This window comes from Burkholderia sp. PU8-34, assembly GCF_053427725.1.
This window is the reverse complement of record NZ_JBSAXC010000001.1, coordinates 762,904-786,326: the sequence shown is the minus strand read 5'-3', so window position 1 is coordinate 786,326 and position 23,423 is coordinate 762,904. Positions and strand designations below refer to the sequence as shown.

The 23,423-nt window shown below is 66.3% G+C and carries 23 protein-coding genes and 1 pseudogene; 18 read left to right on the top strand and 6 right to left on the bottom strand.

What is annotated here, in order from left to right:
- Window positions 1-118: 118 nt before the first annotated feature.
- From ACV22Z_RS03625 to ACV22Z_RS03615, 3 genes are all read left to right on the top strand, one after another.
- The gene (locus ACV22Z_RS03625; protein WP_448074930.1) at window positions 119-1,588 is read left to right on the top strand and encodes an aldehyde dehydrogenase family protein; all 1,470 of its coding nucleotides are present in this window, start codon (window positions 119-121) and stop codon (window positions 1,586-1,588) included.
- An 87-nt stretch (window positions 1,589-1,675) separates the two neighbouring features.
- The gene (locus tag ACV22Z_RS03620; RefSeq protein WP_448074929.1) at window positions 1,676-2,806 is read left to right on the top strand and encodes an NAD(P)-dependent alcohol dehydrogenase; all 1,131 of its coding nucleotides are present in this window, start codon (window positions 1,676-1,678) and stop codon (window positions 2,804-2,806) included.
- Window positions 2,807-2,933: 127 nt separating this feature from the next.
- On the top strand, window positions 2,934-3,761 hold the full coding sequence (locus ACV22Z_RS03615; RefSeq protein ID WP_448074928.1) for an alpha/beta hydrolase: 828 nt from the start codon (window positions 2,934-2,936) through the stop codon (window positions 3,759-3,761).
- Window positions 3,762-3,989: 228 nt separating this feature from the next.
- Here ACV22Z_RS03615 and ACV22Z_RS03610 read toward each other — a convergent pair whose 3' ends face one another.
- The 3 genes and pseudogenes from ACV22Z_RS03610 to ACV22Z_RS03600 all read right to left on the bottom strand — a co-directional run.
- Entirely contained in the window at window positions 3,990-4,355 is a 366-nt protein-coding gene (locus ACV22Z_RS03610) for a YbjQ family protein (protein ID WP_448074927.1), read from the bottom strand.
- A 141-nt stretch (window positions 4,356-4,496) separates the two neighbouring features.
- Window positions 4,497-5,441 (bottom strand): GlxA family transcriptional regulator, encoded by a 945-nt coding sequence (locus ACV22Z_RS03605; RefSeq protein WP_448074926.1) that lies wholly within the window; start codon window positions 5,439-5,441, stop codon window positions 4,497-4,499.
- An 80-nt stretch (window positions 5,442-5,521) separates the two neighbouring features.
- Window positions 5,522-5,737 (bottom strand): annotated as a pseudogene (locus tag ACV22Z_RS03600) (helix-turn-helix domain-containing protein); the annotation flags it as partial.
- 222 nt (window positions 5,738-5,959) lie between these two features.
- Between ACV22Z_RS03600 and ACV22Z_RS03595 the strand changes: the two are divergent.
- The 5 genes from ACV22Z_RS03595 (at window position 5,960) to ACV22Z_RS03575 (ending at window position 10,472) form a co-directional block, all read left to right on the top strand.
- Complete coding sequence (locus ACV22Z_RS03595; RefSeq protein ID WP_448074925.1) at window positions 5,960-6,913, top strand: choline ABC transporter substrate-binding protein; 954 nt, start codon at window positions 5,960-5,962, stop codon at window positions 6,911-6,913.
- 70 nt (window positions 6,914-6,983) lie between these two features.
- On the top strand, window positions 6,984-7,913 hold the full coding sequence (locus tag ACV22Z_RS03590) for a 3-keto-5-aminohexanoate cleavage protein (protein ID WP_448074924.1): 930 nt from the start codon (window positions 6,984-6,986) through the stop codon (window positions 7,911-7,913).
- Between the two features lie 153 nt (window positions 7,914-8,066).
- Window positions 8,067-9,032, top strand: a complete 966-nt coding sequence (locus tag ACV22Z_RS03585) for an L-carnitine dehydrogenase (RefSeq protein WP_448074923.1) — start codon at window positions 8,067-8,069, stop codon at window positions 9,030-9,032.
- Window positions 9,033-9,035: 3 nt separating this feature from the next.
- Window positions 9,036-9,527: a thioesterase family protein gene (locus ACV22Z_RS03580; protein ID WP_448074922.1), complete on the top strand. Its 492-nt coding sequence runs from the start codon at window positions 9,036-9,038 to the stop codon at window positions 9,525-9,527.
- 15 nt (window positions 9,528-9,542) lie between these two features.
- Window positions 9,543-10,472, top strand: coding sequence for an alpha/beta hydrolase (locus tag ACV22Z_RS03575; protein ID WP_448074921.1), 930 nt, complete (start codon window positions 9,543-9,545; stop codon window positions 10,470-10,472).
- A gap of 220 nt (window positions 10,473-10,692) precedes the next feature.
- Here the strand turns inward: ACV22Z_RS03575 and ACV22Z_RS03570 are convergent, their stop codons facing one another.
- From ACV22Z_RS03570 to ACV22Z_RS03560, 3 genes are all read right to left on the bottom strand, one after another.
- On the bottom strand, window positions 10,693-10,995 hold the full coding sequence (locus tag ACV22Z_RS03570; protein WP_448074920.1) for a DUF4148 domain-containing protein: 303 nt from the start codon (window positions 10,993-10,995) through the stop codon (window positions 10,693-10,695).
- 206 nt (window positions 10,996-11,201) lie between these two features.
- Window positions 11,202-11,468: a hypothetical protein gene (locus ACV22Z_RS03565; RefSeq protein ID WP_448074919.1), complete on the bottom strand. Its 267-nt coding sequence runs from the start codon at window positions 11,466-11,468 to the stop codon at window positions 11,202-11,204.
- A gap of 208 nt (window positions 11,469-11,676) precedes the next feature.
- A complete protein-coding gene (locus ACV22Z_RS03560) occupies window positions 11,677-11,967 on the bottom strand; it encodes a DUF3331 domain-containing protein (RefSeq protein ID WP_448074918.1) in 291 nt (96 codons plus the stop codon).
- A gap of 586 nt (window positions 11,968-12,553) precedes the next feature.
- On the opposite strand from ACV22Z_RS03560, the gene ACV22Z_RS03555 reads away from it, so the two are divergent.
- The 10 genes from ACV22Z_RS03555 (at window position 12,554) to ACV22Z_RS03510 (ending at window position 23,396) form a co-directional block, all read left to right on the top strand.
- Window positions 12,554-13,327, top strand: coding sequence for an SDR family oxidoreductase (locus ACV22Z_RS03555; protein ID WP_448074917.1), 774 nt, complete (start codon window positions 12,554-12,556; stop codon window positions 13,325-13,327).
- Window positions 13,328-13,379: 52 nt separating this feature from the next.
- Window positions 13,380-14,222, top strand: coding sequence for an ureidoglycolate lyase (locus ACV22Z_RS03550; RefSeq protein WP_448074916.1), 843 nt, complete (start codon window positions 13,380-13,382; stop codon window positions 14,220-14,222).
- 23 nt (window positions 14,223-14,245) lie between these two features.
- Window positions 14,246-15,523, top strand: coding sequence for an L-fuconate dehydratase (locus ACV22Z_RS03545; protein ID WP_448074915.1), 1,278 nt, complete (start codon window positions 14,246-14,248; stop codon window positions 15,521-15,523).
- A 132-nt stretch (window positions 15,524-15,655) separates the two neighbouring features.
- On the top strand, window positions 15,656-16,432 hold the full coding sequence (locus tag ACV22Z_RS03540) for an SDR family oxidoreductase (RefSeq protein ID WP_448074914.1): 777 nt from the start codon (window positions 15,656-15,658) through the stop codon (window positions 16,430-16,432).
- A 33-nt stretch (window positions 16,433-16,465) separates the two neighbouring features.
- Window positions 16,466-18,040: a sugar ABC transporter ATP-binding protein gene (locus ACV22Z_RS03535; protein ID WP_448074913.1), complete on the top strand. Its 1,575-nt coding sequence runs from the start codon at window positions 16,466-16,468 to the stop codon at window positions 18,038-18,040.
- Between the two features lie 19 nt (window positions 18,041-18,059).
- The gene (locus ACV22Z_RS03530; protein ID WP_448074912.1) at window positions 18,060-19,097 is read left to right on the top strand and encodes an ABC transporter permease; all 1,038 of its coding nucleotides are present in this window, start codon (window positions 18,060-18,062) and stop codon (window positions 19,095-19,097) included.
- Window positions 19,098-19,176: 79 nt separating this feature from the next.
- Complete coding sequence (locus tag ACV22Z_RS03525; RefSeq protein WP_448074911.1) at window positions 19,177-20,118, top strand: substrate-binding domain-containing protein; 942 nt, start codon at window positions 19,177-19,179, stop codon at window positions 20,116-20,118.
- Window positions 20,119-20,381: 263 nt separating this feature from the next.
- A complete protein-coding gene (locus tag ACV22Z_RS03520; RefSeq protein ID WP_448074910.1) occupies window positions 20,382-21,254 on the top strand; it encodes an amidohydrolase family protein in 873 nt (290 codons plus the stop codon).
- Between the two features lie 121 nt (window positions 21,255-21,375).
- On the top strand, window positions 21,376-22,137 hold the full coding sequence (locus tag ACV22Z_RS03515; RefSeq protein WP_448074909.1) for a FadR/GntR family transcriptional regulator: 762 nt from the start codon (window positions 21,376-21,378) through the stop codon (window positions 22,135-22,137).
- Window positions 22,138-22,499: 362 nt separating this feature from the next.
- On the top strand, window positions 22,500-23,396 hold the full coding sequence (locus ACV22Z_RS03510) for a LysR family transcriptional regulator (RefSeq protein ID WP_448074908.1): 897 nt from the start codon (window positions 22,500-22,502) through the stop codon (window positions 23,394-23,396).
- Window positions 23,397-23,423: the final 27 nt, after the last annotated feature.

Below are 23,423 nucleotides of genomic sequence, written 5' to 3'. Positions count from 1 at the left end.
GGCCGCAGCGTCAAAGAATGGCGCGTTTCAGATGCTGATGGCGCGGAATCGATAGTCGCTCGCACGCGCTCCGGCAATCATGGTTGCGTGTTCAACGGTGAACGGAGCGTGCACAGCCATGAAGCATTCAGCAAGCGGAAATTATACGGCGTACATCAACGGCGGGTTCGCGCGGCCGGGCGGCGCGACCTTCGCCGCGGTCAACCCTGCGACCGGCGAGCATCTCGCGGACATCGCACGATGCGGCGCGGTTGACGTCGCAGCGGCTGTCGAGGCCGCGCAACGGGCGCTGCCCGCGTGGAAGGCGACGAGCTGCGAGACGCGGGCCGCGCTGCTGAACCGGCTCGCCGATGCACTGGAAAGCGCGCTGCCTCGGCTCTCGACGATCGACGCAATGGATATCGGCCGGCGCATTACCGAGACCCGCATCGACCACGAGAAGGCCATTGCTCAGTACCGCTATTTCGCGGGTGCGATCCTGACGCATGAAGGTTACGGAAGGCCGATCCCCGACGGTTATCTCGTCGTGAAGCGCGAACCGGTCGGCGTCGTCGGCCAGATCATTCCGTGGAACGTGCCGGCGCTGATGGTCGCGCTGAAGGTTGCGCCGGCCGTGGCGGCCGGCAACACGGTCGTGCTCAAGCCGGACGAGAACGCGTCGCTGTCGACGCTCGCGTTCGCGGAAATCGCCGGCGGCATTTTCCCGCCGGGCGTCATCAACGTGGTGCCGGGGTTCGGTGACGAGGTCGGCGCCGCGCTGACGTCGCATCCGGGCGTGGCGAAGCTTGCGTTCACGGGCAGCCCGGAGGTCGGCCGCATCATCGGCCGCGCGGGCGCGGACCGGCTGGTGCCGGTATCGCTCGAACTCGGCGGCAAGAGCCCCAACATCGTGTTTCCGGACGTGGAGAACATCGATGCGGTCGTCGATAACGCGCTGTTCGCGGCGATGTACTGCAATGGGCAGTCGTGTCTCGCCGGCACGCGTCTTTTCGTGCACGACGACATTTATGCGCCGTTCGTCGACAAGCTGACGTCGGCAGCCGCAAGAATGAAGGTCGGCGATCCGCTCGACGAGACGGTGCACCTGAGCTGTCTCGTGTCCGCGAAGCAGGGCGAGCGTGTGCTCGACTACATCCGCATCGGCAAGGCCGAGGGCGCGACGGTGCTGTTCGGCGGCGAGCGCGTGAAGGTGCCCGGCTGCGACGCCGGCTACTTCATCCCGCCCACCCTGCTGGAGGCGCGCAACAGCATGCGTGTCGCGCAGGAAGAGATCTTCGGGCCGGTGCTGAGCATCATTCGCTGGAGCGACGTCGATCGGATGCTGAAGGAAGCGAACGACGTTCCGTACGGGCTTGCCGCGGGAATCTACACGTCGAATCTGGACAACGCGATGCGAACGGCCGATGCGCTCGAAGCGGGTTCGGTCTGGATCAACCAGTATTTCAATCTCGCGAGCGGTGTGCCGTTCGGCGGCATCAAGGAGAGCGGCATCGGCGTCGAGCATTGTCATGAAACGCTCAACCTGTATTCGCATCTGAAATCCGTGACGATCCGCAATCGCGTCGGCGATCCCTGGTTCGTCGCGTGACGACTCGCGCGGTGCGCTGACTGCGTCAGGGCATCTGCGTCAACTCAACTGCATCAGGGCTGTGCAATTCGATCCGGAGACACTTCGATGAATCAGACCGAGTTTCGCGACATCGTCGCCGCCGTCACCCGCACAAAGGGGGCGCCGTTCGTGCTGGAACCGGCGCGGCTGCGTGCGCCGGTGGAAGACGAGGTGCAGGTGCGCATCGTCGCTGCCGGCATGTGCCATACCGACCTGATCATCCGCGACCAGTACTATCCGGTGCCACTGCCCGCGGTGCTGGGACATGAAGGCGCCGGCGTCGTCGAAGCCGTCGGCCCTCGTGTCAGGTCGCTGGCGCCCGGCGATCACGTGGTGCTGTCTTACGGACATTGCGGCCATTGCATGACCTGCGCTACGGGTCATACGTCGTACTGCACGGACTTCTATTCGCAGAATTTCGGCGGCAGCGGGCACGACGGGCAATGCGCGATCACGACGCCCGACGGGATGCCGATCCACGATCATTTCTTTTCCCAATCCTCGTTCGCGACATTTGCGCTGACCCGCGAACGCAGCGCGATCAAGGTGCCCAAGCACGCACCGCTGCGGTTGCTGGGGCCGCTCGGATGCGGGATACAGACGGGCGCCGGTGCGGTCATCCATTCGCTGAAAGTGACGCCCGGCAGTCGCTTTCTCGTGCTCGGTGCGGGGGCGGTCGGGATGTCCGCGGTGCTCGCGGCCCGGCTCTCGGGCGCCGCGACCATCATTGCGGTCGACATCGTGCCGGGCCGGCTGGCGCTCGCGCGCGAGATCGGTGCGACGCACGCGCTCGACAGCCGCGAGCCCGGTTGGGTCGAGGCCGTTCGCGACATCACCGGCGGTGGCGTCGGGTTCGCGCTCGAAACGACCGGTCGGCCGGAGATTCTTTCTCAAGGCGTGTCGGCGCTGGCGCCGCTGGGCGTGCTTGGCGTCGTCGGCGCATCACGGCAAGGCACGAAGGCGGCATTCGACCTCAACGACCTGATGATCGCGGGCAAGCGCATTCAAGGGATCTGCGAAGGGGACAGCGTGCCTCGCAGGTTGATTCCCGAGCTGGTGGAACTGCATTTGCAAGGCCGCTTCGCGTTCGACAAGCTGGTGAAGTTCTACCCGTTCGCGGACATCAACCGGGCGGCGGCGGACAGCGAAGCCGGCGCGACGCTGAAGCCGATCCTGCTGATCGACGACCACCCTTGACATCGGCCGGGCGACCGTATGGGCGCCGCGATGGCACGAGACAGCTGCAAGTCGTCGACATCGCGGCCAGCCGTGCTGCCGCCATTCTGGCTAACAACGAAACGACGGCTTTCACAGGAACATCAGCATGACCACGCTCTATCGCGGTATGGATCGCGCAATACTCGACGCCGCTTACGACAACACCAAGGCCGTTCCGGACTTTCCGGCCGTGCTGGCCGATTTTCAGGCCCGTAGCGCGGCACTTTATGCGGCAGCGTCGGCACGACGCGATCTCCGCTACGGCGACCGTCCTCGCGAACGCTACGACTGGATCGCATGCCGCAAACCCGATGCGCCGACCTTCGTGTTCATCCACGGCGGCTATTGGCAGGCCTGCGCGAAGGAGGATTTCGCATTCATCGCAAGCGGGCCGCTTGCGAAGGGTTTCAACGTCGCGCTGGCCGAGTACACGCTGGCGCCCGACGCGTCGATGACGCAGATCGTCGGCGAGATCGGCCGGCTGCTCGACCATCTGGCGGCAGACCGCGATGGTCTCGGTGTCGCGGGCAGGCCGCTCGTGCTGAGCGGGCATTCGGCGGGCGGGCACCTGACGGCGATGTATCGCGCGCATCGGGCCGTGACGGCCGCGCTGCCGATCAGCGCGCTCGTTGATCTGGAGCCGATCGCACTGTCGTGGCTCGACGACAAGCTGAAACTCTCCGTGCAGGAAATCGACGCGTATAGCCCGCTGCGGCATGTCGGCAAAGGTGCGCCGACGGTTGTTGCGGTCGGCGGCTCGGAGCTGCCGGAACTCGTGCGTCATTCGGACGACTATGTGGCGGCGTGCGTCGCGGCCGGCGAGCCGGTCGAGCTGGTTCACGTGCCGGATTGCACGCACTTTTCGGTGCTCGATGATCTGGCGCGTGCCGACGGCATGCTGTTGCAGTCGCTGTCGACGCTCACGGGGCGCTGAAGGGGCGCACTGCGTTCTGCTTCGCCGGCGCTCCTTGCCCAGGTTGCCGGCGCGAGCGCAACGCGCGGCCGCGCCGCGTGCTTCGCGTGCCGTGTCCAGCAATCATTGCCGAAACGCCGCCAGTTTCGGTCGGTGTAGCGCGCTGCTGCGGCACGAGACGAAGTGCGCTCCCGTCCGGGCGCCGCCGTATCGAGAATCAGCGGCCACACAATGCGCGATTACCGGGCCTCACGCCGGTTCACGTGTCACGCGCACTGCCGTCCCGTAGCAGATCACTTCCGTGACCCCCGCCCCGATCTCGGTCGAGTCGTAGCGCATCGCGACGACCGCGTTCGCGCCGAGCTTGCGTGCGTCGGCGAGCATCTTGTCGAACGCCTGCTGGCGTGCCTTCTCGCACAGCGACGTGTAGAGCGTGATGTTGCCGCCGAACAGCGTCTGCAGCGATGCGCCGAACGAGCCGACGATCGAGCGCGAGCGGACCACGATGCCTTGCGCGACGCCGAGCGAGCGGACGGTCGGGTGGCCGGGCAAGTCGAACGCGGTCGTGACGCGGTCCGGCGTGAGGTCGTCGAGAGAGCGGGTGGAGTCTTGCATCGGATGAAGGCGCGCGGCGGCGCGAGGTGATCGAGCGACGATTCTAGCCGGACGCACGGTATGCCGTGCGGCAACGTTGCCGGATCGTGTCATGCTCCGCTGCTTTGTGCGCAGATTTAACGACTGCGTGTGTGGCGCGTGTCAGCGCAGCACACGGCGATCGCTGCGCGGGCTGATGCCGAAGCGCGTGCGATACGTGCGCGAGAAATGCGACGGCGATTCGAAGCCGCACGCGACGCAGATATCGGTGATCGTCATGTCCGTCTGCTGCAGCAGTTCGCGCGCGCGGTCGAGCCGCAGGTTCAGGTAGAAGCGTGTCGGCGTGTCGTTCAGCATCGCGCTGAACAGCCGTTCGAGCTGGCGCCGCGTGATCGCGACTTCGTCGGCGAGCGCGTCGGGCCCGAGCGGATTCTCCATGTGCCGCTGCATCGTGCCGATCACCTGGATCAGCTTGCGGTTGTGCACGCCGTAGCGCGCGGCGATCTCGAGCCGCTGGCTGTCCGAGCGCTGGCGGATCCGGCTGACGACGAACTGCTCCGAAATCGCGGCCGCGAGATCCGCGCCGTGCCGCCGGCCGATCAGGTCCAGCATCATGTCGATCGATGCGGTGCCGCCCGCGCACGTGATGCGCCGCTCGCCGATCTCGAACAGCTCCTGCGTTGCCTTCAGGTCCGGATAGCGCTCGCGGAATGCGGCGAGCGCTTCCCAGTGCAGCGTGAGCGTGTCCGACGGACCGAACAGCCCGGCCTCGGCCAGCACGAAGCTGCCGGTATCGATCCCGCCGAGCGTCGCGCCGTGCCGGTGCTGCCGCCGCAGCCAGTCGCCGAGCCCGCGTGTGTAGCAGTCGAGCGGATCGAATCCGGCGACGACGAACACCGTGCCGACGTGCTCGACGTCCGCATACGCGGCTTCCGCAGCGAGCGGGATGCCGTTGCTCGCGGGCACCGGTGCGCCGTCCGCACTGAGCACGTGCCACCGGTAGAGTTCGGTGCGAAAGCGGTTCGCGACGCGCAGCGGTTCAAGCGCGGACATGAAGCCGAGCGCGGAGAAGCCGGGCAACAGCAGGAAATGGAAATCCTCGGGCATGGGGGCGGGGCTGGATCAGATGCGTGTGTGGCTTGCGAGCGGAGCGGTTGTGAGGCTTTGTGTGGCTTCGGGGTGTCGTATCAGGGCTGCTCCGGCGCAAACGCCTGGCGTTTGCGATATTCGGCAGGCGTTATCCCGACATGCTTCGAAAACGAGCGTCGCAGGGTGTCGACATTGGCGAAGCCGCATTTTGCGGCGACCTGCTTCGGCGTATCGTGCCCATTTTCGAGCAGTTTGCGGGCCGTGGCTATGCGGGTTGTCTCGACCAATGCTGCGGGCGGCACCCCGATTGCCGCGGCGCAACGAGACAAGCAAAAACGATCCCCAATAACCCGCCAGGCCCTGCCCCGCAAGGGATCCACAAGATCTAGTGGTTTTTACGCATAGTCGCACCCGGTCAAGAACAGGTCGCCGGCGGTCGCTTTGCCGCGAATATGGCTCGTTACTTTTGATGCCACGATGCAGGCCGGGACGCATCCCGCCAACCACCTGCTCGCTCCATCGAACCGGGAGGAACCATGAAGTCGAGAAAGTTTGCCGCGCTGGGCGCGGTGTGGCTGGCGGCCTGTGCGTGGTCGACCGCGTCGCTCGCCGGGCAGGATTCCGAGAGCTGCCGCAACGTGCGCTTCGCGGACATTGGCTGGACCGACATCACGTCGACCACCGCGATGGCGTCGACGGTGTTCGAGGCGCTCGGCTACAAGCCGACCACGACGATTTCGTCGGTGCCGATCTCGTTCGCGGGGCTCAAGAGCAAGCAGCTCGACGTTTCGCTCGGCTACTGGTGGCCCGTGCAGCAGAAGCAGCTCCAGCCGTTCCTCGACAGCAAGTCGATCAACGTCGTCGAGACGCCGAACCTGTCCGGCGCGAAGGCGACCCTCGCAGTGCCGAGCTATGAATACCAGGCAGGCCTGAAGACCTTCGAAGACATCGCGAAGCACCGCGCGGAACTTGACGGCAAGATCTACGGGATCGAGCCGGGCAGCAGCGCGAACGCGACGATCCAGAAGATGATCGACACGAACCAGTACGGGCTCGGCGGCTTCAAGCTCGTCGAATCGAGCGAAGCGGGGATGCTCGTCACCGTCGATCGCGCGATCCGCGACAAGAAGTGGGTCGTGTTTCTCGGCTGGGAGCCCCATCCGATGAACATCCAGATCAGCATGAATTACCTGTCGGGCGGCGACGCATCGTTCGGGCCGAACTACGGCGAAGCGCGCGTGTACACGCTCACCGCGCCCGACTTCATCGCGCGCTGCCCGAATGCCGGCAAGCTCGTCACGAACCTGCGCTTCACGACGCAGCTCGAGAACCAGCTGATGCAGTCGGTGATGAACAAGACGAAACCGTCCGAGGCCGCGAAGGCGTACCTGAAGAAGAACCCGCAGGTGCTCGATCCGTGGCTCGCGGGCGTGAAGACGTTCGACGGCAAGGACGGCCTGCCGGCAGTGAAGGCATATCTCGGCCTGTGACGACGATGGGCACCGTGATCCGGTGTCCTGACGATCCACGAAGCAACCAGAACCCAACGAGGCAATCAGCATGAACCACGAAGTCATCGTGACGTGCGCCGTGACTGGCGCGGGCGATACGGTCGGCAAGCATCCGTCGATTCCGGTCACGCCGAAGGAGATCGCGGCCGCCGCGATCGAGGCGGCCAAGGCAGGCGCGACTGTTGCGCACTGCCATGTGCGCGATCCGCAGACGGGGCGCGGCAGCCGCGACCCGAACCTGTACCGCGAGGTGGTCGACCGGATCCGCTCGGCCGACGTCGACGTGATCATCAACCTGACGGCCGGCATGGGCGGCGATCTCGAGATCGGCGCGGGCGAGGACCCGATGCGCTTCGGCAAGGGCACCGACCTCGTCGGCGGCCTCACGCGCCTCGTGCACGTCGAGGAGCTGCTGCCGGAAATCTGCACGCTCGATTGCGGCACGCTGAATTTCGGCGACGGCGACTACATCTACGTGTCGACGCCCGCGCAACTGCGCGCCGGCGCGAAGCGCATCCAGGAACTTGGCGTGAAGCCGGAGCTGGAGATCTTCGACACGGGGCACCTGTGGTTCGCGAAGCAGTTGCTGAAGGAAGGCCTGCTCGACGATCCGCCGCTGTTCCAGCTGTGCCTCGGCATTCCGTGGGGCGCGCCGGCCGACACCGGCACGATGAAGGCAATGGTCGACAACCTGCCGCCGGGCGCGCACTGGGCCGGTTTCGGCATCGGCCGGATGCAGATGCCGATGGTCGCGCAGGCGATGCTGCTCGGCGGCCACGTGCGCGTCGGCCTCGAGGACAACCTGTGGCTCGATCGCGGCGTGCCTGCGTCGAACGGCTCGCTCGTCGAGCGTGCGCGCGAAATCGTCGAGCGTCTAGGCGGCCGTGTGCTGACGCCGGCCGAAGGTCGCCGCAAGCTCGGCCTGCCGGCGCGCGGCGAGCGTCCGCTCGAACGCCGCGCGATCGCCGAATTTGCCTGAGGTCCGAATGCAGCACGGCGGCTGCATGGATGCGGCCGCCGCCCGAATGCAGCACGGCGACTGCCTGGATGCGGCCGCCGCCCGAATACAGCACGGCGGCTGCATGGATGCGGTCGCCGCCCGATTCCACTCGATTTGAAGGATGCGTTTGTCATGGCTGTGATTACCGACATCAAGACGTTCGCCGCAATCGGCACCGGCGTGATCGGCAGCGGTTGGGTTGCCCGCGCGCTCGCCCACGGTCTCGACGTGGTGGTATGGGATCCCGCGCCCGGCGCGGAAAAGCAACTGCGCGCGAACATCGCGAATGCGTGGCCCGCGCTCGAACGCGTCGGCCTCGCGCCGGGCGCCGATCCCGCGCGCCTGCGCTTCGTTTCGACGATCGACGAATGCGTCGCCGGCGCGGACTTCATCCAGGAAAGCGCGCCCGAGCGCGAAGCGCTGAAGCTGGAACTGCACGAGCAGATCAGCCGCGCGGCGAAGCCGGACGCGATCATCGCGTCGTCGACGTCGGGGCTCCTTCCGACCGATTTCTATGCGCGCGCGACGCATCCGGAGCGCTGCGTGGTCGGCCATCCGTTCAATCCCGTGTACCTGCTGCCGCTCGTCGAGGTGCTCGGCGGCAAGCGCACTGCGCCCGAAGCGGTGGAAGCGGCGATGCAGATCTATCGCCGTCTCGGCATGCGGCCGCTGCACGTGCGCAAGGAGGTGCCGGGCTTCATCGCGGACCGGCTGCTCGAGGCGCTGTGGCGCGAGGCGCTGCATCTCGTCAACGAAGGCGTCGCGACGACGGGCGAGATCGACGACGCGATCCGCTTCGGCGCGGGCATCCGCTGGTCGTTCATGGGCACGTTCCTGACCTACACGCTCGCCGGCGGCGACGCAGGCATGCGACACTTCATGCAGCAATTCGGCCCGGCGCTCGAGCTGCCGTGGACGAAGCTCGTCGCGCCGCAACTGACCGACGCATTGATCGACAGCGTCGTCGACGGCACGACCGAGCAGCAGGGCACGCGCAGCATCAAGGAACTCGAGCGCTATCGCGACGAGTGCATTACCGAGGTGCTGCGCGCGATCGCCGCGGTGAAGGCGCGGCATGGCATGCGATTCGAGGACTAAGCAATGACGGGCGATACCCCGCTGACGATATACCGCGACGTCGTGCGGCCCGAATGGGTCGACTACAACGGGCACCTGCGCGATGCGTTCTACCTGCTGATCTTCAGCTTCGCGACCGATGCGCTGCTGGACCGCATCGGTCTGGACGACGCGGCGCGCAAGTCGCGGGGACGCTCGGTCTACACGCTCGAGACGCACATCAACTACCTGCACGAGATCAAGGAGGGGCGGCGCGTGCGGGTCGACGCGCGCGTGCTCGCGCACGACGCGAAGCGGCTGCACGTGTATCTGGAGCTGTTCGCGGACGGGCTCGACGAGCCTGTGTCCGCGAGCGAGCAGATGATGCTGCATGTCGATACGCGCGACGGCGCGAAGTCGGCGCCGTTCGATGCCGATGTCGCCGAGCAGGTCGCGGCGCTGCACGCGTTGCAGCGCGAGTGCCCGCCGCCTGCCTATGCGGGGCGCGTGATCGGCCTGCCGCCGTCACGCCGCTGACGCCGGACGCGAACGATGCTCGAAGCGGAAATCGCGGCGTTCGTCGCGGCAGTCGGCAAGTGGTATCCGGCGGATGCGGCGACGCGTTCGCCGGCGGAGCAGCGCCGCGTGTACGAGCGCTTTGCGGCCGCGTGGACGCCGGCGTCGCTGCCGCCGGGCATCGTGCAGGACGACCGCGCGTATTGCGCGCCGGACGGCCGCGTGATTCCGCTGCGCCGCTACCGGCCCGCGCACGGTGCGTCGCGCGGCACCGTGCTGTTCTTTCATGGCGGCGGCTTCGTCGTCGGATCGCTCGACAGTCATGCGCTGATCACGGCGCGCCTCGCAGCCGATTCGGGGCTGGAGGTCATCGCGGTCGATTACCGTCTTGCGCCCGAGCATCCGGCGCCGGCTGCGCTCGACGATTGCGTGGCCGTCGCCCGCGCGGCGCTGGCCGCGCAATTGCCGTTCGGGCCGTGCACGCGGCCGTTGACACTCGCAGGCGACAGCGCGGGCGGCATGCTCGCGGCGGCCGTCGCGACGACGCTGCGCGACGCGGGGGAGAACGGGATCGACGGCATCGCGCTCGTCTATCCGATGCTCGGCAGCGAGCCGCAGCGGCCGGCGCGCGACACCGAAGCGCACGCGCCGATGCTGACGCTCGACGACGTCCATCGCTATCGCGCGCTGTATTGGGGGGATCGTTCGCCGCCGCGCGTAGCGGTGCCGCTCGACGCCGCACGCTTCGACGGCTTGCCGCCGGTGCTCGCGATCGGCGCGGAGCACGATCCGCTGCGGGACGATGCGCGCGTGTACGCCGAACGGATCCGCGACGCGGGCGGCGTCGCGCGTTTCTGGCTTGGGGAAGGGCTCGTGCACGGCTGCTGGCGCGCGCTCGATACGAGTCCGCAGGCGGCGCGGATGCATCGCGAGATCGCGGCGTTCCTCGTCGCGCCGCGCGCGTGATCCGTCGCGCGCAACGGCGGGCGGTCGCACGCACGAACCGGTGACATCGGTAAATTCGCTGCACCCAGCGAAAAAGCGCCCGGACGCCAGGCGCCCGGGCGAAGCCGCCCCTTGCGGAGCGGCGGAGGTTTGCGGTTCACAAAAAAAGACGAGCCCGACAGAAGGGCTCGTCCGGATACTGGGTGCGCGATGCGCGGCGCCCGCAACGGGCGCGTGATGCTTATTGGCCGAAGAAGATCGAGTCGCGCGGGTTCGACTTCGTCTCGGCAGCCGGGCTGCCTGCGCGAACGACCGGCGCGGCTTGTGCGCCGTAGCCGCTCGTGTCGTCACCATGCACGCGCGCTTGTGCAGCCTGGATGTCTTGCGGGTAGTACGGGCTCGACACACCCGGCTTGTAACCGGCCTTCTCGAGCTGGACCAGTTCGTTGCGCACTTGCGCGCGGGTCACGGTGCTTTGCGCGAATGCGCCGAACGAAGCGGACAAAGCGGTAGCGGCAACGACTGCATAAACGAGCGATTTCATGATGACCTCCGATGTTTTATTGAGTTCGCTGTCGACACCACGTCTTAAGCGATTGACGAAATCTTAGACACCGGGGTCTTCAGGGTAAACGCCGATTTTGATTAAAGATTGTTTCCTGATTGGTAAAAATACGGCGTTGAATCAGTCTTTCATTATGCTTTCGTTTCGCGCTGCGCAATAAGCGTGAAGCGTTGGCGAGCGGCCGATCAGCGGACGTCCGGTGCGGCGGCAGTGGCGCCATACGGTCTGGCCGCCATGCAATCCGCTGCAACGCCCAAGTCGAGATAACGCCCGCCCGTCGCGGCTTGCGAAGCTTTTCGCAGCAGCGCTGCGCGGCCGGCGTCACGCGCGGCGCGCGGCACGCTTGCGGCCGCCGGCAGCCCGCGCGTCTCGAACCAGCCCGACGGGCCGATGGTCGAGGTGCGGGCCAGATCGGGCGGCGTGGCTGCAAAGATCGCGGGCAACGCGCCCATGCCGGCCGGTTGCGCCAGATAGCGAGCGGTTCGCAATTCGCATCAGCGTGGCGCGCACGGCCGCGCGATCCATCTCTGGGCCGGCGGCGAATTGCAGGCCGGTCGCCGCCGCGTAGCCGCGGTGCGCAAGAGACGGACAAGCGATGGCGATAGACGGGCGCTTCCAGGATCTGTCATGGCGAGAACAGGCCCTGTCGACGGATCGGTATTACTTGCCGCCCGACAGGCCGAGCACTTCGGCGGCGGAGATCATCGCGGCCGCGTTCGCCGGCGCCGGGCGTTCGGCGGGGCGGAACACTTCGTCGCCGCGCTCGATGATCTGGCGCGACAGCGCGCAGGTGCCGGTGCGCTGCGCGAAGCGGCGGCGCCAGCGCTGTTCACCGTAGTGACAGCGGCCGGGTTCGACCCAGCGGACGACGAGCAGCGTATCGGAACGTTCGAGGATTTCGACGTGGACGTCGGCGGGATCGAGCGCAGGCAGGGAATTGGAGGCCTTCATTTTGCCGTTTCCTAAAGCTCGTGCGGAACCGGCCCGGCCAGTGGATCTCACTGCCCGATGGCGATTCCGTAGCGGTTTCCATGAGTGGTCCGCTAAATGTAAGCGTCTGTGACCGGAAAAAACATCCTGTCTGGCTCAAATTACCTTTTGCCGAATCAGAAACAATCCACGCTTACTTTCTTCGAAAACCGTAGACAAAAGCGCCCCGGACGGGACGCGTCCGGGGCGACAAAACAGGCCGCGCCGTCGTGCCCTCTCGCCAGGGCACGGGGACGCCGCGCAGGACGGAGTGCCCGCCGGGATCGGAGGCGGGCGGGTGCGGCGTCACCATCGGCGGGCCATGCAGGTCATGATGGCGGGAGCAGACCGTTGGGACGCTGACGCGAAGATGACTTCCCTGTCAGATCCGTCCAAGGCCAAGCGGCGCGGGCCTGGCACCGCCCTCCGACTCCCTCCGGCCTCGTCCGATTCCCGATTTCCACGCTCGGGAAAACACTGAATCCCATTTCCGTGACAAGTCGAAATCCGTTTCCTAACATTGGTTGGACCTTTGGGCCTTTAAGCCAATCCGACAGGAGTGGAACCCATGAGACTGCAGGGCAAGCGCGCGCTCGTCACGGCGGCCGGACAGGGCATCGGCCGCGCCACCGCATTGCGCTTCGCACGCGAGGGCGCCGACGTGCTCGCGACGGATATCAACGACGCGACACTCGCGCGGCTCGCGGCCGATGCAGCGGATGCGCGGGACGCGGGCGGCCGGCTGACGACGCGGCGTCTCGATGTGACCAGCGCGCACGACGTGACGGAGCTGGCCGCCACCGAGGCCGCGTTCGACGTGCTGTTCAACTGCGCCGGCTACGTGCACCACGGCACGATCCTCGATTGCGACGACGACGCGTGGGCGTTCTCGTGGCACCTGAACGTGACGTCGATGGTCCGGCTGATCCGCGCGCTGTTGCCCGCGATGATCGCCGCGGGCGGCGCGTCGATCGTCAACATGGCGTCGGCCGCGTCGAGCGTGAAGGGCGTGCCGAACCGCTTCGTGTACGGCACGACCAAGGCCGCGGTGATCGGCCTGACGAAATCGGTCGCCGCGGATTTCGTCGAGCAGCGGATCCGCTGCAACGCGATCTGTCCGGGCACGATCGAATCGCCGTCGCTGGAGGTGCGGATCGCCGAGCAGGCGCGTGTGTGCGGCGTGTCGACGGATGTCGTGCGGCAGGGCTTCATCGCGCGCCAGCCGATGGGGCGGATCGGCACCGCGGACGAAGTGGCCGCGCTCGCGCTGTACCTGGCGTCGGACGAATCGTCGTTTACGACCGGCGCCATTCATTTGATCGACGGCGGCTGGTCGAACTGACGCCGACAGCGCGCCGCGTTCTCCATCCGTTGCTTTCTTCTTTACCAACGACATGAAACTGCTGAGATACGGCCCGCAGCACCACGAAAAGCCCGGCCTGCTCGACGCGCAAGGCCGGATCCGCGACCTGTCCGGCGTGGTCGACGACATCGCCGGCGACGTGCTGACCCCGGCGTCGCTCGCGCGCCTGTCGCGCATCGCGCCGTCCGACCTGCCGTTCGTCGACGGCACGCCGCGGCTCGGCGCGTGCGTCGGCCGGGTCGGCAAGTTCATCTGCATCGGGCTCAATTACTCCGATCACGCGGCCGAATCCGGCATGGAAGTGCCCAAGGAGCCGGTCGTGTTCGGCAAATGGACGAGCGCGATCTGCGGACCGAACGACGACGTCGAGATTCCGCGCAGCTCCGAAAAGACCGACTGGGAAGTCGAACTCGGCGTCGTGATCGGCGCAGGCGGCCGCTACATCGCCGAAGCCGACGCGCTGTCGCACGTCGCCGGCTATTGCGTCGTCAACGACGTGTCGGAGCGCGAGTACCAGCTCGAGCTCGGCGGCACGTGGGACAAGGGCAAGGGTTGCGACACGTTCGGCCCGCTCGGGCCGTGGCTCGTGACGGCCGACGAGGTGCCCGATCCGCATGCGCTGCGGCTGTGGCTCGACGTCGACGGCCGGCGCTACCAGGACGGCACCACCGCGACGATGATCTTCCGCGTGCCGTTCCTCGTCAGCTACCTGAGCCGCTTCATGAGCCTGCAGCCGGGCGACGTGATCTCGACCGGCACGCCGCCTGGCGTCGGCCTCGGGCAGAAGCCGCCCGTCTATCTGCGCGCGGGCCAGACGATGTCGCTCGGCATCACGGGGCTCGGCGAGCAGCGCCAGCGCACCGTGCAGGGCTGATTTCCTTTATCGGACGATTCGTCATGCATATCATTCGATCGATGCGCGTCCTCGACGTGCGCTTTCCGACCTCGCGCCAGCTCGACGGCTCCGACGCGATGAATCCGGACCCCGATTACTCGGCGGCCTACGTGATTCTCGAAACGGACCGCGACGGGCTCGAGGGTCACGGGCTTACGTTCACGATCGGGCGCGGCAACGAGATCTGCTGCGCGGCGATCGACGCGCTGCGCCCGCTCGTCGTCGGCCTCGATCTCGACTGGATCAGCGAGGACATGGGCCGGTTCTGGCGACACATGACGTCGGACAGCCAGCTGCGCTGGATCGGGCCGGACAAGGGCGCGATCCATCTGGCGACCGGCGCCGTCGTCAACGCGGTGTGGGACCTGTGGGCGAAGGCCGAGCGCAAGCCGCTGTGGCGGCTCGTTGCGGACCTGTCGCCGGAGGCGTTCGTGCGCGCGATCGATTTCCGCTACCTGCGCGACTGCCTGACCGAGGAAGAAGCGCTCGGGATCCTGCGGCGGCAGGCGCCGGGCAAGGCCGAACGCATCGCGGTGCTGGAGCGCGACGGCTACCCGTGCTACACGACGTCGGCGGGCTGGCTCGGCTACGCGGACGACAAGCTGCGGCGCCTGTGCCAGGAGGCGGTCGACGCGGGGTTCGATCACGTGAAGCTGAAGGTCGGCGCGAACCTCGAGGACGACATCCGCCGCGTGACGATCGCGCGCGACGTGATCGGCCCCGAGCGCAAGTTGATGATCGACGCGAACCAGGTGTGGGAAGTGGACGAGGCGATCGACTGGGTACGCGAGCTGGCGTTTGCACGGCCGTGGTTCATCGAGGAACCGACGAGCCCCGACGACATCGAAGGACATCGCAAGATCCGCGAGGCGATCGCGCCGGTGCAGGTCGCGACGGGCGAGATGTGCCAGAACCGCGTGATGTTCAAGCAGTTCATCGCGCGCGGCGCGATCGACGTCGTGCAGATCGATGCGTGCCGGATCGGCGGCGTCAATGAGATTCTCGGCGTGATGCTGATGGCCGCGAAATACGGGCTGCCGGTCTGCCCGCATGCCGGTGGCGTCGGGCTGTGCGAATACGTGCAGCATCTGTCGATGATCGATTACGTGTGCATCTCGGGAACAAAGGAGGGACGCGTGACCGAGTATGTCGATCATCTGCACGAACATTTCGTCACGCCGTGCGTCGTGCGCGGCGCGGCGTACATGCCGCCGACGGCGCCCGGCTTCTCGATCGAGATGAAGCGGGAGTCGCTCGAACGGTATCGCTTCCAGGGCTAGGGCCTGTTCACGGCAGTGCGGGGCTTGCGTTGCGCGCCGGAAGGGCCGAGCGCAAGGAGTGGGACGCAGTGAATGAAGCCGCAAGCACCGCGACGCGGGATACGGCCATATCAGGAACGACGGAGACGTAACTTGGATTTACACCTGCAACACAAGGTCGTGATCGTGACGGGCGGCGCGTCCGGCATCGGGGCCGCGATTTCGCTGCGGCTCGCTGACGAAGGCGCGATTCCGGTGGTGTTTGCGCGCCACGCACCGGATGACGCGTTCTGGCGCGAACTGCAGCAGCGGCAGCCGCGCGCGGCATTTTTCGAAGTCGAGCTGCAGGACGACGCGCGGTGCCGCGATGCGGTCGCGCAGACTGTCGCGCAATTCGGCCGGCTCGACGGCCTCGTCAACAACGCGGGGATCAACGACGGCGTCGGCCTCGATGCGGGCCGGGACGCGTTCGTCGCGTCGCTCGAGCGCAACCTGATCCATTATTACGTGATGGCGCATTACTGCGTGCCGCACCTGAAGGCGGTGCGCGGCGCGATCGTCAACGTGTCGTCGAAGACGGCCGTCACCGGGCAGGGCAACACGAGCGGCTATTGCGCGGCGAAGGGCGCGCAACTCTCTTTGACGCGCGAATGGGCAGCGGCGCTGCGCGAGGACGGCGTGCGCGTGAACGCGGTGATTCCCGCGGAAGTGATGACGCCGCTCTATAGCAAATGGATCGCCGGTTTCGACGACCCCGACGCGAAGCTGGCCGAGATCGCCGGCAAGGTGCCGCTCGGCCGGCGCTTCACGACCGCCGACGAGATTGCCGACACGGCGGTGTTCCTGCTGTCCGAACGCGCGTCGCATACGACGGGGCAATGGGTGTTCGTCGACGGCGGGTACACACATCTCGACCGTGCGCTTGGCTGATCCGCGCGACCGCACTCCGATCGAGGACCGCTCATGCCACCCGACCCGACTCCGCAGCCGACTCCGCCGGCAGACCCGCACCGCGCGGCGGCCGGGCGTGCGCCGCTGCTCGCGCTGAGCGGCGTCAGCAAGCGCTTCCCGGGCGTGCAGGCGCTCGACGATTGCCGCTTCGACCTGCTGCCGGGCGAAGTGCATGCGTTGATGGGCGAGAACGGCGCCGGCAAGTCGACGCTGATGAAGATCGTCGCGGGCGTCTACCAGAAGGATAGCGGCGAGATCCTGCTGGACGGCCGTGCGGTCGATATCGCCGATCCGCGCGCCGCGCAGGCGCTCGGCATCGGCATCATCCATCAGGAACTGAACCTGATGAATCACCTGAGCGTCGCGCAGAACATCTTCATCGGCCGCGAGCCGCGCGGCCGGCTCGGCGTGTTCATCGACGAGGAGCGCCTGAACCGCGACGCGGCCGCGATCTTCGCGCGCATGCGGCTCGCGCTCGACCCGCGCACGCCGGTCGGACGGCTGACGGTCGCGCGCCAGCAGATGGTCGAGATCGCGAAGGCGCTGTCGTTCGATTCGCGCGTGCTGATCATGGACGAGCCGACCGCCGCGCTGAACGACGCGGAGATCGCCGAGCTGTTCCGCATCATCCGCGACCTGCGCGCGCACGGCGTGGGCATCGTCTACATCTCGCACAAGATGGACGAGCTGCGCCAGATCGCCGACCGCGTGACCGTGATGCGCGACGGCAAGTATGTTGCGACCGTGCCGATGGCAGGCACGTCGATGGAGTCGATCATCGCGATGATGGTCGGCCGCCAGCTCGATGCGCAACACCGCGCGCCGCCCGACACGTCCGCGAACGACATCGCGCTCGAAGTGCGTGGCCTGACGCGCGGCCGGACGATCCGCGACGTCGGCTTCACGCTGCGGCGCGGCGAGATCCTCGGCTTCGCGGGGCTGATGGGCGCGGGCCGCACTGAGGTCGCGCGGGCGATCTTCGGCGCCGATCCGGTCGATGCGGGCGAGATCCGCGTGCACGGCGCGAAGGTCACGATTCGCACGCCGGCCGACGCGGTCGCACACGGCATCGGCTACCTGTCCGAAGACCGCAAGCATTTCGGGCTCGCGGTCGGCATGGACGTGCAGAACAACATCGCGCTGTCGAGCATGCGCCGTTTCGTGCGCCGCGGCGCGTTCCTCGATGCGCGCGCGATGCGCGACACCGCGCACGGGTACGTGCGGCAGCTGGCGATCCGCACGCCGTCGGTCGCGCAGCCGGTGCGGCTGCTGTCGGGCGGCAACCAGCAGAAGATCGTGATCGCGAAGTGGCTGCTGCGCGACTGCGACATCCTGTTCTTCGACGAGCCGACGCGCGGCATCGACGTCGGCGCGAAGAGCGAGATCTACAAGCTGCTCGATGCGCTCGCAGCCGACGGCAAGGCGATCGTGATGATCTCGTCCGAGCTGCCGGAAGTGCTGCGCATGAGCCATCGCATCGTCGTGATGTGCGAAGGCCGCGTCACCGGCGAGCTGAGCGCGGCCGACGCCACGCAGGAAAAGATCATGCACCTTGCCACGCTGCGCGATTCGTCCGCAGCAAGCTGATTCCGACGCCGACACGATCATGTCCAACGATACGCATCCCGTTCCGCCCATGGCTTCCAGCGACACGCCGGCCGGCGCCTCCGGCTTCCGGGCGCGCTTCTTCAATCCGGCCGCGCGGCAGAAGCTGCTCGCGTTCGCGAGCCTGCTGCTGCTGATCGTGTTCTTCAGCATCGCGTCGCCGAACTTCCTCGAGGTCGACAACCTCGTCGCGATCCTGCAGGCGACCGCCGTCAACGGCGTGCTGGCCGTTGCGTGCACGTACGTGATCATCACGTCGGGCATCGACCTGTCGGTCGGCACGCTGATGACGTTCTGCGCGGTGATGGCCGGCGTCGTGCTGACCAACTGGGGGATGCCGCTGCCGGTCGGCATCGTCGCGGCACTCGGCTTCGGCGCGCTGTCCGGCTGCGTGTCGGGCATCGTGATCGCGAAGATGAAGGTGCCGCCGTTCATCGCGACGCTCGGCATGATGATGCTGTTGAAGGGCCTGTCGCTCGTGATCTCCGGCACGCGGCCGATCTATTTCAACGACACGCCGGGCTTCACGTCGATTGCGCAGGATTCGCTGATCGGCAACGTGATTCCGGCGCTGCCGATTCCGAACGCGGTGCTGATCCTGTTCCTCGTCGCGATCGGCGCGTCGATCGTGCTGAACCGGACGATCTTCGGCCGCTACACGTTCGCGCTCGGCAGCAACGAGGAAGCGCTGCGGCTGTCGGGCGTCAACGTCGACGCGTGGAAGATCGCGGTGTACACGTTCAGCGGTGCCGTGTGCGGGATCGCCGGCCTGCTGATCGCGTCGCGCCTGAACTCCGCGCAACCCGCGCTTGGTCAGGGCTACGAACTGGATGCGATCGCCGCGGTCGTGATCGGCGGCACGTCGCTGTCGGGCGGCGCGGGCAGCATCCTCGGCACCATCATCGGCGCGTTCATCATGAGCGTGCTGACCAACGGCCTGCGCATCATGTCGGTCGCGCAGGAGTGGCAGACGGTCGTGACGGGCGTGATCATCATCCTGGCCGTCTACATGGACATCCTGCGCCGGCGCCGCCGCTGAGGCGGCGTGCGGCACGGATGGCGTTCTCTCGCGGCCGCGCGCCGCGTTCATCCCGGTCGATAGAACAAGGAGACACGAAGTGATCAGGAACAGGTTGCTCGGCATCGCGCTCGGCCTGTCGCTCGCGCTCGGCGCATCCGCCGCCGCGTACGCGCAGGAAACCTACATCCCGCTGATTTCGAAGGGCTTCCAGCACCAGTTCTGGCAGGCCGTGAAGTCGGGCGCGATGCGGGCCGCGAAGGATTACCACGTGAAGGTCACGTTCGAAGGCCCGGAAACCGAGGCGATGGTCGACAAGCAGATCGACATGCTGTCGGCCGCGATCGCGAAGAAGCCGGCGGCGCTCGGCTTCGCAGCGCTCGACAGCAAGGCCGCGCTGCCGCTGCTGAAGAAGGCGCAGGCGGAGAAGATCCCGGTGATCGCGTTCGACTCCGGCGTCGACAGCGACATTCCGGTGACGACGGCGGCGACTGATAACAAGGCCGCCGCCGCGCTCGCCGCCGACAAGCTGGCCGCCGCGATCGGCGGCGAAGGGGAGGTCGCGGTGGTCGCGCACGACCAGACGAGCCGCACCGGGATCGATCGACGTGATGGTTTTCTCGAGCGGATGAAGAGTGCGCATCCGAAGGTCAGGGTGGTGACTGTGCAGTATGGGGAAGGCGATCAGTTGAAGTCGACTGAAGTGACGAAGTCGATCCTGCAGGCCTATCCGAACCTGAAGGGCATCTTCGGCACGAACGAGGGCTCGGCGATCGGCGTTGTCAACGGCGTGCGAGAGATGAAGCGCAAGGTCGTGATCGTCGGCTATGACTCCGGCAAGCTGCAGAAGGACGCGATCCGCAGTGGATTGATGCTCGGCGCGATCACGCAGAATCCTGTCGGGATCGGCTACAAGACCGTCGAGGCAGGCGTGAAGGCGATCAAGGGTGAGAAACTGCCGAAGATCATCGATACGGGCTTTTACTGGTATGACAAGACCAACATCGACGATCCGAAGGTGGCGGCGGCGCTGTACGATTGAGCGTTGCGTGCCGAGTGCCGAGTGCCGAGTGCCGAGTGCCGAGTGCCGAGTGCCGAGTGCCGAGTGCCGAGTGCCGAGTGCCGAGTGCCGAGTGCCGAGTGCCGAGTGCCGCGTGCCGCGTGCCGCGTGCCGCGTGCCGCGTGCCGCGTGCGTCGCGACAGTGACTGCGGTCCCAGGTTGCGACGATCGGATCGCTACGGCATGGTGACGCATTTGACACCGGAACACGAGACTGGCGTGCGACGCTTGAACACGAGGACAGTATGAGCGCACCGCGCATCGATTCCCACCAGCACTTCTGGCGCTATCGCGCGGACGATTACCCGTGGATCGGCGCGGGCATGGACATGCTCGCGCGCGATCGCCTGCCGGACGAATCGTGGCCGCTGATGCGCGCGCAGGCGCTGAGTGCGTCGATCGCGGTGCAGGCGCGCGCGGGACGCGAGGAGACGCGATTTCTGCTCGATCTCGCGCGCGACGATGCGCGCATCGCCGGTGTGGTCGGTTGGGAGGATCTCGGTTCGCCGCGACTCGCGGAGCGCATCGCCGAATGGAGCAGCCCGAAACTGCGCGGCTTTCGCCATCAGGTGCAGGACGAACCCGACGTCGCGTCGTTCGTCGCGCATCCGGATTTCAATCGCGGTGTCGCGTGGCTGCAGGCGCATGGTTATGTGTATGACGTGCTGGTGTTTCAGCGTCAGTTGCCGGACGTGCGCGATTTCTGTGCGCGGCACGACGCGCACTGGCTCGTGCTCGACCATCTCGGCAAGCCCGCGCTCGTCGATTTCGATCGCGACGATACGGCGTACGCGCGCTGGCGGGATGCGTTGCAGGCGCTTGGCGCGTTGCCGCACGTCGCGTGCAAGCTGTCCGGGCTCGTCACCGAAACGGACTGGCGGCGCGGTTTGCGGGCGCAGGATATCCGGCACATCGAGCGATGTCTGGACACGGCGCTGGAGATCTTCGGTCCGCAGCGGCTGATGTTCGGCTCGGATTGGCCGGTCTGCCTGCTTGCCGCGTCGTATGACGAGGTCGCGTCGCTGGTCGAGCGATGGGCGGCGAGCCGCCTGTCGGCGGGCGAGCAGCGGGCAATGTGGGGCGGCACCACAATGCGTTGTTATGGATTGCCTGTATGAAACAGTGGAATCGATCCGGCGAGACCGGCAGATAAAATAGCGCGGACGGTTTGCCAAATGCCGCAAGGCTGCAGGCCGTTCCCACCGAAACCGATCACCTCCGCACGTCAAGCATTAACGTATGTCCATCCAGCCGATTCAGAACCGCCGCCTCTACCAGCAGATCGCCGACCGGCTCAGCGCGATGATCGCGTCCGGCGATTTTCCGCCGGGCAGTTACCTGCCGCCCGAACGCGAGCTGGCCGAGCAGTTCGGCGTGTCCCGCACGTCGGTGCGCGAGGCGCTGATCGCGCTCGAGGTGAGCGGGCTCGTCAGCGTGCGCGTTGGGGATGGCGTAAAGGTTCGGCAACCGGAGGCGGCTGCGGCGCCGGCGGTCGAACGCAGCGCGAAAGCACGCACGCTCGCGGTGGTCGAGATCGATCCCGAACTCGGCATCGAACTTGATCTCGATACGGAAATCCCGCCATTCGCGCTGCTTCAGGCGCGCCGGCTGATCGAGCCGGAAGCCGCGGCGCTCGCGGCGGTGCACGGGTCGGACGCGCAGATCGCGGGGATCCATGACGCGTTTTTGCGCAACCAGGAGGACAACCGCGGCGGCTCGCGCACGCATCCGGGTGATCGGCTGTTTCATATTCGTATTGCCGAGGCGAGCGATAACCCGGCCTATGCGTTGATGATCAAGCAGCTGCTCGCGCACAAGTACGATCCGATGTTCCAGCGTCTGCAGTCGTTGTATACGCCGAGTGATATGCCGCACCGGTCGGAACTCGAGCATCGCGCGATTCTTGATGCGATTCGTGCGCGGGATCCGGAAGCTGCGCGGCGAGCGATGGCCGAGCATCTGGATGAGGTGATTCGGATTTTCGGCCGGGCCTGTGATTGATATGACGGTTCCGTCTTCGACGTGACCCGCTCCGCGCGATCTCGACGCCGGTCGTCAGGCGCAGCCCGCGCTGCATCGGTGCGACCACGTAACCGGAGCACGGGAACATGCTTGCAGGGGACGTCCTGTTTCTGCATCTCAGCAGACCGCAATCAACCCACATCAGCCAGTCAGCCTTCGCGATAACGGACCTTCACAGCGGACCTTCAATTCCCACGTGCGCCGTTTTCCAGAGCACATGCACGGCGCCAATTCTCTCGGGTGCGGAGCGGCTTCCTGTACCGGGGCGTCCGATCAATATAATTCATGACGTTTCTGCATTTCATGCATGACATACGTGTGCACCGCTACAAGGAGTTCAGATGACGCTTGCCCAGTTGCAGGCACTCGCCGCCGTGGTCGAACTCGGCTCGCTTACGGCTGCCGCCGACAGGCTCAGTCGCAGTCAATCTGCGATCAGTCATGCTTTGACCGAACTGGAGGACATCACGCAGGTCAAGCTGCTTATGCGTGACCGGCAGCCGGTCGTGTTGACTGCAGCCGGCGAACGTCTATGGCCGTACATCCGAAATGTGGTGCGAGAAGCGCAAACGCTGCGCCAGCAGTTCAGCCTGTCGCGCGGCAAGCTTGAAGGGCGGCTAGTGGTCGCCTCGCTGCCGAGCGTATCCCTGGCGTTCGTCGTGCCCGCACTCGAGGAGTTGAAAGAGATGCATCCGGGGGTAACGGCGGTGCTGCTCGAAGGCACGGATACGGAAGTCGAAGGGTGGATCGAGGACGGTACCGCCGACGTCGGCGTTGTGGCGGGCACGAAAGCGTTCACGAATAATTTTCTGCTGCTTGATGAGAATTTTGTTGCGGTAGCGGCGACCGGTACGTTCGACGGCCGCAAGAGTGTGTCGGCAAAACAGTTGTCTGCGTTGCCATTTATTTTCTCGAAGGCAGGTTGCGGGCCATTGATCGCAGACTACTTCGCGCGTAGTAGCACGCAACTTCGTGCCGCTTTCAATGTGGTCGAGATGCGCACCATTCTTTCAATGGCGGAGGCGGGCATGGGCGTGTCAATCGTCCCGCGCATCACGCTGACTTACACGCCGTTCGGGGGCCAAGTGCTGGAGCTATCACCGAGATTGCATCGCTCTGTACGGCTGTCGTGGAACACGACTGACAACGTAGTGACCAGTGAATTTGTCAGGCTCGCCGCAGCACAACGTGTCAGAGCAGGAAACGCGACCAAAACGCGGGCGAAAAAGGCAAAGTAACGAGTCGCAGGCGCGATGAAACGCGCT